The following is a 13,315-nucleotide window of genomic DNA, read 5'->3' on the forward strand; positions in this document are numbered from 1 at the left end:
TTTATTTTTAAAAGGGTTTCAGTTTTAGGTCTACGCCGTGCAATTAAATAGTTTTTAAAATCATAACCTACTGATAATCAGTAATCATCTTTGGCTAAAATCACTGCGGATTATTGAATAATCAATTACAAAAAAAATTTTTGACCTACAAAAGGTCAGCAATCAAAACGTTATTTATAACTAAGTAATGGGTGTAGTTCTTTCTGGAGGAAGGGCTACATTTTTTTGCTTGAGGGGCGAATATTTATAAAAAATTAATCAGCTGATTTACAGTATTTTACACATCATTTTCTTGCAAAAAATCGACTTTTTAGTTATATTTACATTGTCTTTTAAGGTTAAAAGATAGCCCAAGAGGTTATGATTTGGAACTCTCTCCTCAAGGGCTTTTGTTAAACATATATAGTATAACAGTATGCAATTTACTGAATTAAATTTGGTTGCCCAAAACGAATTAATTTCTCCCAAGGCAAATGTATCATTGTTCGAACAAGGCATTCGTTGTCGTATCGAGGTTTTTGCCCTCAATGCTGATGCACTTATAGAGCAAATCCAAAAGCAGGATGTAGTGGATATGGTAGAAAGTCTAGAGCTCAAACTGATAGAACTGAGTCACTTGCTTAACGATGCCAAAATGTTGCGAGATATTACGCAAAGCTAACACCCCAAGCCCCAACTCAATAAGTTGGGGCTTGCCCTCTCATCATCAATAAAACCCCGCTTGCTGGATACTTGAGTATAAGAAATGCTATATTTGCATTACGTTAACCAGATTTACTCTGATGAAAAAACTATTTGTATGGAGCTTGTTATTGCTCACCTTTGCTCAATTGATTGCCTGCGTCCCACAGGAAGAGATCTTTACCAATAACCCTGTTACTTTAGGTTTTTCTGATAAAGCCATTGTCTTTGATACCCTCTTTACCAATACCCGTAGCATTACCCAACGCTTGAGGGTGTATAATCCTGACAAAAACGCCATACGCATTAACCGTATAGAAATAGGCGGTAAAGCCAACTCTCCTTACAGTGTGAGTATCAAAGGTGAAAAAGGCACTGTATTTACTGATGTAGAACTATTGGGCAAAGACAGCTTGTTGGTATTGGTAGAAATAACTGTGCCTGCCAACAGTCAAACAGGGGTAGTCATCGCCTTTGACTCATTGCTGTTTACTACCAACCAACAGCAACAACAAGTAAAACTGATTGCCTGGAGCGAAAATGCCCATGTATTACAAAACTACACGATTACTGGTAACGAAACCTGGGACAAAACCAAGCCTTATATCATTCAAGACTCGGTAACAGTAGCTGCTGGAGCTACTTTGACTATAGGAGACAGCACTCGTGTTTACGGGCTCGACAAAAACGCCTTCATCCGCGTAGAAGGCAACTTGATAGTAAAAGGGGATACTGGAAGCATTGTTACTTTTACTGGCATTAGGCGTGAGATAGAGTTTGAAGAACAATTGGGTCAGTGGCGGGGTATAGTAATGGAGGCAGGAGCTGGGGTGGATATAAGCCATGCACTCATAAAAAACGCCTATACAGGTATTGCTATAACTGGCAACGATGCCGACACAGCGCCCGACTTGATAGTAAAAAACACCACTATTAAAAATATGTTTGAGCATGGTATCAATGCCAACAATGCGGATGTTTTGCTCGAAAACAGTCTTATTACCAATTGTATAGGCAATACGTTTGGGGTAACCAATGGAGGGAGCTATATATTAAGGCATTGTACGCTTACCAATTATGAGTTTGAGTTTATCAGAGAAACGCCCTCTGTTTTATTTAGCAATGAAGCAGCAAATCCTTTCACGGTAGAGTTGACCAATAATATTTTATGGGGCAATAAAACCAATGAAGTAGCACTTATAGAACCTTTGGGCAATATTAAACTTACGGCACGCTACAACATTGTAAAAACTGACCTTGAAGTATTTGAAGGCAACAATAATTTATTAAATCAAGACCCTGAATTTGTCAAAGAAAATATAGGAGACTTTAACCTCACCAAAGACTCGCCAGCCAAAGATGCAGCTTTGCCTATTGGTTTTATGTTTGACCTAATCAAAATTGCCCGTGATGCTGCTCCGGACATAGGCGCACTGGAGTTTGTAGAGTAGTAAGGTTTATGTGGTGAGTGAAGTAAATACTTGCTTGCGAATCGGATAAAAAAAATGTATTTTAGCTTTACCAGGTAAAACATTTCAAGTGAATAGGTTGGTTTTGGTTATGCTGTTGGTAGCATTGATATACATCGGTTCCAAAACTTACCACTACTTAACCATTCAACGCATGTCCTTTACACTCAATAGTATTCCCTTATTCGACGAACTAAAAAACAGTCAAAACATACTACTTGCTGGGGCAGGGGGTGGTTTTGATATTTTTAGCGGTGTGCCCTTATTTCTTGCGCTACAAAAACAAGGTAAAAAGGTGCACTTAGCCAATTTATCTTTTGCCGCCTTGGGCGAAACCCGCGCTACTAAAGTTTGTCGGGCTTGTTGGAGAGTAGATTCTTCAGAACCTGTTGCCACCACTGAGCCTACCTATTTTCCTGAAAAAGATTTAAGCCTTTGGTACAAAAAAACTTTTGGTGAAAATCTGGATGTATATGCCTTTAGCCGTACTGGGACTGTTTATCTTACTCAGGCTTATGCTCACCTGATAGAGTTGCTCAACATAGATACTGTAGTATTGGTAGATGGGGGAACCGACAGCCTCATGTTAGGCTTAGAGCCAAGCTTGGGGAGTCCTATGGAAGACAGCGCCTCTATTGCTGCTGTGTATGCCCAGCCTAAGGTAGCCAAATACTTGACCTGTCTGGGTTTTGGGGTGGATCATTTTCACGGCATTTCTCACTATCATTTTTTAGAAAACGTAGCTGAATTATCTAAGGATGGAGGTTTTTTGGGAGTATTATCATTGGTACCCCAGATGGAAGAGGTAGTTCATTTTTTAGATTTAATCGCTTTTTCGAACGCTCAAACTGCCCGCCCCAGCATTGTAGCAAATTCTATAGGTAGTGCCTTGCAAGGGCATTTTGGCGATTATCATGTAACTGAGCGCACCAAAAAAAGCGAGTTGTTTATCAATCCATTAATGTACCAATACTGGAGCTTTAAATTAGATGTACTTGCCCCAAAAATCCGTCATCTTGAGTATATCAAAAACACCAAGACTTTTGTAGGACTAATGAAGGGCATCAATGAGTTTATAGACAGCATAGAACGTAAGCCTAAAAAGGGAATACCACTTTAAATTGAGTACCTGTAGTTTGTCGCTGTTAATACTCTACCTTTATGCCACGATAACGTTCTTGTTGCTTATAATCTTTGCGTAGTGGGTGTCCTTCCCAATCGGCAGGTAATAAGATACGCCGCAAATCAGGGTGACCGACAAACTCAATGCCCAGCAAATCATAAGCTTCGCGTTCGTGCCAGTTGGCAGCACGCCACACCTCACACACCGAGGGTACCTGAGGGGCAGCCTCCCCTGTGGCATTACGAGGCAATACCACCTTTAGAGTAAGCCTGAGATTGTGTGGAATAGAAGTAAGGTTATACACCACCTCCATGGTATTGACTTTTTCGCCATTATCAATGCCAGTAATACAATTCAGAAAATCAAAGTAAGTACGTTCGTTTTGATATAATTCAGCGCATACTTCTTTTATTTTATCAGTTTGCACCGTCAAAACAGGTTGCATGGCACTTTCATTGGCTTCTACAATTACCTCTTCACCAAATGTTTGTATCAATAAATCTTTGATTTCCTGAAAAGTCATTTTGTATATTTATTTAATAATGTCAATTTTAACCTCGCACAACTATAACCTCAAAACTTATTACCCTTTAATACAGTTCCCAATTACCTTGCAAATAATAACGATATAATACAGGGTCATGAATAGTATTTACTCTCACTGTACTGTCGGGTATCCTATTCTTAAAATAAGTATCCTTACCAAACGAAGTCATCAAGAGCATTGACTCATTATTAATCCATTTAGTTTTTACATGTTTAAACTTCAGCTTTCGCAAAGTTTCTTTGAGTTGATTATCTTTTAGGCTTTTCGACGCAATCACCCAACCCCATTCGCCCAATGTAAGCACTTGATTGTGTATTTTGGTAGTACCAAACCCTGCTGCCTGCATAGTTTTGTTGATACACTCATACGCACGAGTAGAATAATAAGGACTACCCGATTGGGCAATCATTAAACCATTGGGGCGTAAATGACGGCGACATAGTTGGTAAAACTCTTTGCTAAAAAGCTTGCCAAGCTCTACGGTACGAGGATCGGGCAAATCAATGATAATGACATCAAAAAACTTTTTGGTTTGATCCATATAAATAAAGGCATCCATATTTTTAATGGTTACCTTAGGATCATAAAATGCACTGTCATTTAATTGGGTCAGCACAGGGTGAGTTTTGGCAAGCTGAGTCATTGCTGGATCTAAGTCAACCAATGTAATGTCTTTTACTTGTGGGTATTTTAATATTTCGCGTACTGCGGCACCATCACCTCCTCCCAATACCAGTACATTTTGCGGATTTGCTGACAATGTCATAACTGGATGCACTAAAGGTTCATGATACATTTCTTCATCCAGTGTGCTCAACTGTTGATTACCATTGATAAATAACCAGTAGTGGTTTTTCCATTGAGTAATCACTAATTTTTGGTAGCGAGACTGAAACTCATAGATTACTTTGTCTTTGTACTTTTTTTGTTCTCCAAAAATAATGATAGGTTTGGCATAAATACAGCCTAGGGTAATGGCTAAAAAGACAAAAGCCATCATCACATTGAGCCTAAATTGCCAATTGGGTTGAATCAAGTGTTTGAGCTTGAAATAAAGCAGTATGGCTACTGTGAAGTTTACTGTACCCAAAATAAAAGGGGTGTAGGTCATGCCTAAATATGGCAAAGCCACAAAAGCAAAGAACAACCCACCTAGCAAACTACCAAAATAGTCTTGTTCCATTACTGAGGCTATATTTACTCTCAATGATTGGTACTCTTGATTTAAACGAGTAACAATGGGTATTTCGAGCCCAATCATCATACCTACCAAAATAGCCAAGCCATAGATAAAAATACCATTATAGCTTGAGTAGGCGTGTATTGTATACACCAATATCGCCGAAAATGACACTAACATAGTAAGTGTAAACTCTATAATGATAAAAGTTTCGAGAAGTTTGCCTTTAAAATACTGGCTCAGGTGGCTACCTAGCCCCATAGCAAACAGCATAAACGACACCACTAAAGTCCATTGTAAGATGGAGTCACCCAAAAAATAAGTAGCTAAAGTAGATAGTATATATTCAGCCACAATGCCTGAAAGTCCAGTGGCAAATAAAGCAATTTTGAGAATTGCGGATTTTCTTTTTTGATTTGTAGGTTGCACAGTCGCTTCCATATTCATTCGCGTATTTATAATTAAGTTTTGATTGTTTTGTATTGAGTGTTTTTAAAAATTGCCTGCTGGTTATGTCAATGAGTTTTAGCTTATGAACTTATCTTACTTACATCCAAAAAGCCGAGATAATTTAACATTTTGCCCAAATTACAAAGTTAAAAAGATTACCCAACCTTCATGATTATTCTTTTTATTTTTGACCTGTCCGACACGAATTTAACAATCCTACTAGCAGAGTGTTTATTCTTTGAAAAATGTTAATGTCCTAATAAATACTGCTTTTCTCCATAAAAGTAGTATTCTACTAATATTTGGATTTCATCTTAATTTCAAGTTTAATATTTTGTAGATTCTCTTTTTTTTATTTCTAAATAGGATTTCCCTTTTTTTACCCAAATTTTATATCACCCCTTCTTTCTTACGGTCTTTTTTAACAAAAAAATATTTGAAAAAACTCAGGAAACTTTAAACCTTTTTATAGTTTCCTAAGTTTATGTTTTGTAGATTTGTGGTACAAAACAAAGATTGAATTCATTGGATTTGAAAGAAAATACAGAAGTTAAAGATAAGATTTTGCAAGCAGCTACCGACTTGTTCTGGCGCTATGGTATCCGCAGTATTACCATGGATGAGATTGCTAGGGAGGTGGCTGTATCAAAAAAAACAATTTATCAATACTTCAAAGATAAAAACGAAATTGTTTGCTTGGTAATGGAACGAAAACATCAAAAGCAAATGAAAGAAATGAGCAAACTTGAGTCAAGTTCAGAGAATGCTATAGATGCCATCCTCAAAGTGTCAGACTTTATGGCAAAAAGCTTCTCGAAGCTTACCCCTTCATTGTTATTAGATGCTAAAAAGTACCATCCTGAAGCCTGGGAAATACACCAAAGTCGCCGTGACAGTATTTTAAACAGCATCAAAAGAAATATTCACTGGGGTATACAAGATGGACTATACCGTAAGGACTTACCTATAGAATACCTTGCTATACTGCGCATGGAGCAAGTAGAACTCGCCTTTGACGCAAGAAAGTTTTCAAATGAAGAATACGATTTAGTAAAAGTACAATTAGCTTTTTTAGACCATTTTATCAGGGGTTTAGTCACCCTACAAGGATTTCAATTGTTGGAAATGTATAAAAACCAAAAACACCATGACTAATAAATTAAGGATTAGCCTTACATTTTGCGCATTGTGGATGCTCACTGCATTGGCTATTCAGGTACAGGCGCAGATTACAGATGACACTCCTGCTATTGGAACTTATTCGTTGGATGCTTGCCTAAAGTATGCTTATGAGCATTCAGAGGCATTGAAGAAAAACCAACTCGAAATAAGAAAATCGGAGGCAACTGTACGGGAAACTCGTTCTATTGGCTTGCCTCAGGTAAGCGCAGAAGCACGGTTTAGTAATGCTTATATCATACCTAAGTCTATTTTACCAGATGGACGTTTATTTGGGGGGCCTCCAGGTCCTATCGCAGTAGAGTTTCAGCCTCGTTATGCAGCTTCAGTCACTGTTACAGCTACTCAACTACTATTTGATGCCTCTTACCTGGTGGGACTTCGGGCTTCTCGTGTGTACAAAGAATTGGCTCAAAAGCAAATCAAACAAAGCAAAATCGACATTGCAGGTAATGTAACTAAAGCTTACTACCTTGTATTGTTAAACAAAGAACGCATAGAGTTGCTGGAGCATAACTTCCGTCGCATAGACACTTTATATAAAAGTACTGCAGCCATGCAAAAAAATGGGTTTGCTGAGAAAATAGATGTATACCGCTTGCAGGTTTCATTGAATAATATTCAGACCGAAATTAATAAAACTAAAGCATTGCTGGATTTTTCGGCTAAAGCCCTTAAGTTTCAAATGGGAATGCCTGTGAGAGACTCTATTATGCTGTCAGGCAGTATCAATGATATCCAACTGAACGAAGTTACAGCGCAGGAAGCAGAAAGTAGTTCTTATAAATCACGGGTGGAGTATTCTATTTTAGAAACATCACGTAACCTGGCAAGACTAGATATCAGGAATAAAAAAGCAGCTTACTACCCACGTTTGGTAGCTTTTATCAACTACGGTTCTAACTCCGGCTCAAGTAATTTGTCTGACTTAGGTTATGTGAATCAAAACTGGTTTCGCAATGGTATCTTTGGGTTTACCCTTAGCGTGCCTATTTTTTCGGGCTTAGGCAATAGAGCCAAAGTAGAAAAAGCCAGGATTGAAATGCAGAAAATAGAGCAAGATTTCAAATCTTTTGAGCGTGCTTATGATTTTCAGGTAGCACAAGCTCGCCAGAGTTTATCTACCAGTTTACAAGACTTAACAATTCAAAAACAAAACATGGATCTTGCCAAAGAAGTAAGCCGGGTAGCCAATATCAAGTTTCAAAGTGGCACAGGCAAAAACTTAGATATTATAGACGCTGAAAACCAATTTAAAACAGCCGAAACTAATTATTATAATGCTTTATATAATGCTATTATTGCCAAAATAGATTTAGATAAAGCCATGGGTAAACTAGTAGTTGATAAATAGACACTCAGAATCTCTTTCAATAAAAGACTAAACACCATATCATGAATATAAAAACACATCTTATAGTAATTGCCTTATTGGTATTGGCTGCTGCCTGCGGAGGAGGTGACAAAGGCGGAGAAAATGGAAATGTTCTGGAGGTAAAAGCCAAACTTGCTGAAAAACGCAAAACGTTTGAAAAGCTACGTGCAGACATTGCCAAGCTGGAAAAAAAGCTGGAAAAGCTTGACCCATCGTATGCCAAACAAAAGCTTGAAGCTAAAACTACTTTGGTAACTACGCTTTCTGTGTCTAAAGAACCTTTTACTCGTTTTGTAGAAGTAAGAGGAAAAGTTACTTCTGACAAGAATGTAATCTTAAATGCCCAAACTCAAGGTTTGGTAACCTACATTGCAGTACAAGAAGGACAGTTTGTAGGAGCAGGACAATCGTTGGTAGCTCAGGAAAATAGCGTATTGGCAAGCAGCCTGCAAGAAGTAAAAACTCAGTTGCAGCTTGCTACGGCTTTGTTTGAACGCCAAGACAAGTTATGGAAACAAAAAATAGGTACTGAAATTCAGTACTTACAGGCAAAAAACAACAAGGAATCGTTGGAACGTAAAATTCAAACCATTCAAACCCAAATGGCTTTATCAAGTATTACGGCTCCATTTAGTGGCGTTGTAGACGAAATATTTGTAAAGAAAGGACAAAATGTAGGCCCTATGAACCAAATATTGCGTTTGGTGGCATTAGATCAGGTACAAGTACAAGCTGATGTGTCTGAAGCTTACCTAGGTAAAATCAACAAAGGAGATCAGGTAAAAATCAAGTTTCCTTCTCTAGGCATTGAGAAGGTAGCGGCAATTAAAACTATTGGACAAATCATTAACCCTGACAACCGTACTTTTAGAGTAGAGCTTCAACTTGCCAACCCTAACCGTGTTTTAAAGCCCGACTTACAAGCAGTATTAGAATTGAAAGATTTTACTAAGAAAGAAGCACTTGTAATTCCTACTAATTTGATTCAACGTGACAAGGCAGGAGACTTTGTATATGTATTGGGCAAAGAAGATGGTAAAGCAACAGCCAAGAAAGTATTGATTAAAACTGGAGGAAACTTTAAAAACCGTACATTGGTTGAAAGTGGACTCAAAGGCGACGAAATGTTGATTGAACAAGGTTTCAAAGATGTAACTTCAGGAGGTTTGGTGAAAGTAAGTAACAATGACCAACCTAAAGGTACCAAAACAGACAGCACTGACAAGAAAGTGGTAAAAGTTAAAAACTAAACATAAACTATCGGGTACTTGTTTCAGCCCTAATGAATGCAATTACCCGATGAGCTTTTCTTGAGATGTAACTATACAGAACATTATGAGCAAGGAAAAAAACAATAAATTAGATAAAGAGTTTAAGCTGACTAGCCTATCGGTTGATAACCGTACCAGTGTAATGATTCTGGCAATCATCATCATTATTTTTGGGCTAATCTCTTATGTACAAATGCCTAAGGAGAGTTATCCAGAGATTGTAATACCTAATATTTATGTAGGTACCCCATACCCTGGCAACTCGCCCAATGATATGGAAAGCCTGGTAACACGCCCTATCGAAAAGGAGCTAAAATCATTGACTGGTGTCAAGAAAATATCTTCTACTTCTATTCAGGGTTACTCTACTGTAATTGTAGAGTTCAACCCTGATGTAGCCATACCTAAAGCCCTTCAGGATGTAAAAGATGCCGTAGACAAAGCAAAAAGTGAGTTGCCTACCGATTTACCTGTAGACCCCAACGTATCAGACATTAACTTGTCGGACTTACCTATTATGTATGTAAATGTTGCCAGTAAAAAAGGGGGCAAAAAATATAAAAGGGAAGAGCTAAAAGTATATGCAGAATACCTGGAGGATGAGTTTGAGAAACTGTCTCAAATCTCAAAAGTAGACATTAAAGGTATTCAAGAGCGCGAAGTACGTATTGATGTTGACTTGTTTAAGCTCGAAGGGCGCATGCTGAATTTCAACGATATTGCCAATGCTATTCGTCAGGAAAATGTGACCGTTTCGGGTGGCGACTTTTTGGCAGATGACTTTCGTAAATCCATTCGAATTGTAAACGAGTTTGAGTCGATGGATGATATTCGTAACGTAATTATCAAAAACGAAGATGGTAACATTGTTTATCTTAGAGATGTTGCCCAAGTACGTGATAGTTATAAAGAGCCTACGAGCTTTGCCCGTTCATCGGGTAATACTGTAGTAACCCTGAATGTTTCGAAGCGAAGTGGAGAAAACTTGTTGATTGCTGCTGATGAAATCAAGCAAATCATTAAAGATGCACAAGATAAAAAGAAATTACCTGCCGATTTAGACATCTCCATTACCAACGACCAATCACGTGATATTAAGTCAATGGTAAGTAACCTCCAAAACAGTATCATTTCTGGGGTAATACTGGTAGTGGCAGTGTTGTTATTCTTTATGGGTTTACGTAGTGCCTTGTTTGTAGGCATAGCCATTCCTTTATCTATGTTTATCTCCTTTATATTGCTTGGTACAGCTGGAGTTACAATGAACATGATGGTGTTGTTCTCGTTGATTCTTGCCTTGGGTATGCTGGTAGATAATGGTATTGTAGTAATAGAAAACATTTATCGTTTGTTGCAAGAAGGTTATCCACTTAAACGTGCAGTAAAAGAAGGAGTGGGAGAAATTGCGTTACCCATCATTGCATCTACCGCCACCACAGTAATAGCCTTCTTACCTTTAGCTTTTTGGGGTGGAATTATGGGTCAGTTTATGCGCTTTTTGCCTATCACCCTGATTGTAGTACTTTCTGCATCACTCATTGTAGCTTTGGTGATCAACCCGGCAATTGCTATGATTTTTGCCAAACTAGATGATGGCAAAAATCACATTAATAAACGTTGGCTAATTATTGCTATAGTTTTAGTGGTATTGTCGATTCCCGCTTATTTTGTTGGCAATTATACCCTTACCAACCTGTTGGGCATCACAGGATCGTTTATCTTGCTCAACATGTTTGTACTTACCCCTGTGTCGCGTTGGTTCCAAAATAAAGCACTGGTGGTATTAGAAAACGGCTACTCACGTATTATTCGTTTTGCTTTGGGGGGTGCCATGCCCTACATTTTATTGGTAGGTACTATATTTCTGTTTGTTTTCTCTATTATGCTAGTGGGCATCTCAGGATTAAAAGTCCGTTTCTTTCCTGATAACGAACCTAACTATGTCAACATCTTTATTCAAAAACCAATTGGTACTGATATAAAAACTACCAATGAGTTTACCAAAAAAGTGGAAGATCGCATCATGACTATGATGAAACCCTATGATTTTATGGTAGACGCCATTATTGCTCAAGTAGGTGAAGGAACGAGTGACCCTAACGAAGGTCCTCAGCAAGGGTCATTGCCTCATAAAGCAAAAGTAGCCGTATCATTTGCCGACTTTCAGGATCGTCGTGGGGTACAAACATCCCACATTTTGGAAGAAATTCGCGCCGAAATGAAAAAATATCCAGGGGCATTGATTACCGTAAGTAAGGATGCCAATGGACCCAATAATGGACCGCCAATTAACATAGAGATCAGCAGTGAAAATTACGCAAAGTTGGCTGATTTTTCTGAGGAACTTAGAAAATACCTTATCAAACAGGATATACCAGGGGTTGAAGAGTTAAAATCTGACTTGCAAACAGGCAAACCAGAATTGCTGGTAAACATTGATCGTGAAAAAGCCCGAAGCATCGGCTTATCTACCAACGCCATTGCCAGTGAAATACGTACTGCATTATTTGGGGCAGAAGTATCTAAGTTTAAAGATGGAGAAGATGATTATAAAATTCAGGTACGCCTTAAAGATGAGCAACGTTATGATTTGGGAGCTCTGCTTAATAAATCTATTACATTTAGAAATAATAAAGGGCAAATAAGGCAAATCCCCATAAGTTCGGTTGCTTCAGTAAATGATACATCTTCGCTAGGTTCAGTAAAACGTAAAGACTTGGACAGGGTGATTACTATCTTTTCAAACGTAAAAGAAGGATACAATGCCAACGAGATAGTAGCTACTATGAAAGGATTGATCAATGATTATGAGGTTCCTGATGGTATTGATAAACCCAAGTTTACCGGAGAGCAAGAAGAGCAACAAAAATCAGCGGAGTTTTTGATGATGGCACTTTTACTTGCGGTATTTGGTGTATTTCTAATTATTGTAACTCAGTTCAACTCTTTATCGGCACCATTGGTAATTATGTCATCGGTATTGTTTAGTACCATTGGGGTGTTCTTAGGATTGGTAATATTCCGAATGGAGTTTGTAATCCTAATGACAGGTATTGGTATTATTTCATTGGCGGGGGTAGTAGTAAACAACGCCATTGTATTGATTGACTACACCAACCTGCTACGTAGTCGTCGTAAAGTAGAACTTGGCATGGACGAAGAAGATCATTTACCTAATTCAGAGTTTTTGCAATGTATTGCTGAGGCTGGTAAAAAACGTTTACGCCCCGTATTGCTTACAGCTATTACTACGGTATTAGGTCTGATCCCATTGGCGGTAGGTTTCAACATCGACTTCTTTGGGTATATCACCGAATTTAAGCCAAACATTTACTTTGGTGGTAGTAACACGGCTTTCTGGGGTCCAATGTCTTGGACAGTAATCTTTGGTTTAACCTTTGCCACCTTCCTTACTTTGGTAATTGTACCTGTAATGTATTTATTGACAGACCGACTTAAGTTTAGTCTTAGGCGTCTATTTGGATTGGGAGGTAAAAAAATGAAAGAAGAAAGCACACCAGATAAAAAAAGTGAGAGCGAAAGCCCTACTGTTACGGCATAGATTTATCTAATATTAAAAACCCCCAATATCTAAATTTAGATATTGGGGGTTTTGCATTACCAACAACCCAGACAGTCAGCAGACGTGTCACACTCTACATTTATTACTCGGTCATAAGACTTTGTATAAGTTTCGTAGGTGTTGGAGTCTACATAGGCGCAGGTCATGCCACCAGCCATTTTACCACCCATTATCTGAGCTTGAGCTATTTTTGATAGTTTGGCGGTCGTTAGGTTATTAAACTTCTTCATAAATTCAAGTTTTAACAGTATTGAAAAACCATGTGGTGAATTAAAGCTCTGAACAATCGAGACAGTTATTTTGTGTATTGCAGTTTACCTCTGACCAGCTGCTATAGTATTCATCTCTAAGGTCACCTGATACGCCATAGTCAACATAAGTATACTGCGAACGGCATGGTTAACCGAAAATTGGAGAATTAAAAAAGGTAAGCTATTTTTAAAGTGACAAAACAATA

At 38.2% G+C, this 13,315-nt stretch carries 10 protein-coding genes; 7 read left to right on the forward strand and 3 right to left on the reverse strand.

Translation table 11 applies throughout. The features are described from left to right. Window positions 1-415 precede the first annotated feature (415 nt). The 3 genes from Q0954_RS29580 (at window position 416) to Q0954_RS29590 (ending at window position 3,270) form a co-directional block, all read left to right on the forward strand. Complete coding sequence (locus tag Q0954_RS29580) at window positions 416-661, forward strand: hypothetical protein (RefSeq protein WP_299464054.1); 246 nt, start codon at window positions 416-418, stop codon at window positions 659-661. A 121-nt stretch (window positions 662-782) separates the two neighbouring features. Beyond that, complete coding sequence (locus Q0954_RS29585) at window positions 783-2,132, forward strand: hypothetical protein (protein ID WP_299464057.1); 1,350 nt, start codon at window positions 783-785, stop codon at window positions 2,130-2,132. Window positions 2,133-2,304: 172 nt separating this feature from the next. Then, window positions 2,305-3,270 (forward strand): DUF1152 domain-containing protein, encoded by a 966-nt coding sequence (locus Q0954_RS29590; protein WP_299464059.1) that lies wholly within the window; start codon window positions 2,305-2,307, stop codon window positions 3,268-3,270. A 25-nt stretch (window positions 3,271-3,295) separates the two neighbouring features. On the opposite strand, the gene Q0954_RS29595 is transcribed toward Q0954_RS29590, so the two are convergent. Next, window positions 3,296-3,796 carry an NADH-quinone oxidoreductase subunit C gene (locus Q0954_RS29595; protein WP_299464062.1) on the reverse strand — a complete coding sequence of 167 codons (501 nt, stop codon included), beginning with the start codon at window positions 3,794-3,796 and terminating at the stop codon, window positions 3,296-3,298. 67 nt (window positions 3,797-3,863) lie between these two features. Beyond that, on the reverse strand, window positions 3,864-5,441 hold the full coding sequence (locus Q0954_RS29600) for a polyamine aminopropyltransferase (protein WP_299464065.1): 1,578 nt from the start codon (window positions 5,439-5,441) through the stop codon (window positions 3,864-3,866). A gap of 534 nt (window positions 5,442-5,975) precedes the next feature. Between Q0954_RS29600 and Q0954_RS29605 the strand changes: the two genes are divergently transcribed. From Q0954_RS29605 to Q0954_RS29620, 4 genes are all read left to right on the forward strand, one after another. Continuing rightward, window positions 5,976-6,605 (forward strand): TetR/AcrR family transcriptional regulator, encoded by a 630-nt coding sequence (locus tag Q0954_RS29605; RefSeq protein ID WP_299464068.1) that lies wholly within the window; start codon window positions 5,976-5,978, stop codon window positions 6,603-6,605. Beyond that, window positions 6,598-7,983: a TolC family protein gene (locus Q0954_RS29610; protein WP_299464071.1), complete on the forward strand. Its 1,386-nt coding sequence runs from the start codon at window positions 6,598-6,600 to the stop codon at window positions 7,981-7,983. The genes Q0954_RS29605 and Q0954_RS29610 overlap by 8 nt, the downstream gene beginning before the upstream one ends. 41 nt (window positions 7,984-8,024) lie before the next feature. Continuing rightward, window positions 8,025-9,254, forward strand: a complete 1,230-nt coding sequence (locus tag Q0954_RS29615; protein WP_299464074.1) for an efflux RND transporter periplasmic adaptor subunit — start codon at window positions 8,025-8,027, stop codon at window positions 9,252-9,254. A gap of 85 nt (window positions 9,255-9,339) precedes the next feature. After that, complete coding sequence (locus tag Q0954_RS29620) at window positions 9,340-12,837, forward strand: efflux RND transporter permease subunit (protein ID WP_299464077.1); 3,498 nt, start codon at window positions 9,340-9,342, stop codon at window positions 12,835-12,837. Window positions 12,838-12,893: 56 nt separating this feature from the next. Here the strand turns inward: Q0954_RS29620 and Q0954_RS29625 are convergent, their stop codons facing one another. Further along, a complete protein-coding gene (locus Q0954_RS29625; RefSeq protein ID WP_299464080.1) occupies window positions 12,894-13,088 on the reverse strand; it encodes a hypothetical protein in 195 nt (64 codons plus the stop codon). Between the last annotated feature and the right edge of the window lie 227 nt (window positions 13,089-13,315).

The organism is uncultured Microscilla sp. (genome assembly GCF_947493425.1).
Lineage (GTDB): Bacteria > Bacteroidota > Bacteroidia > Cytophagales > Microscillaceae > Microscilla.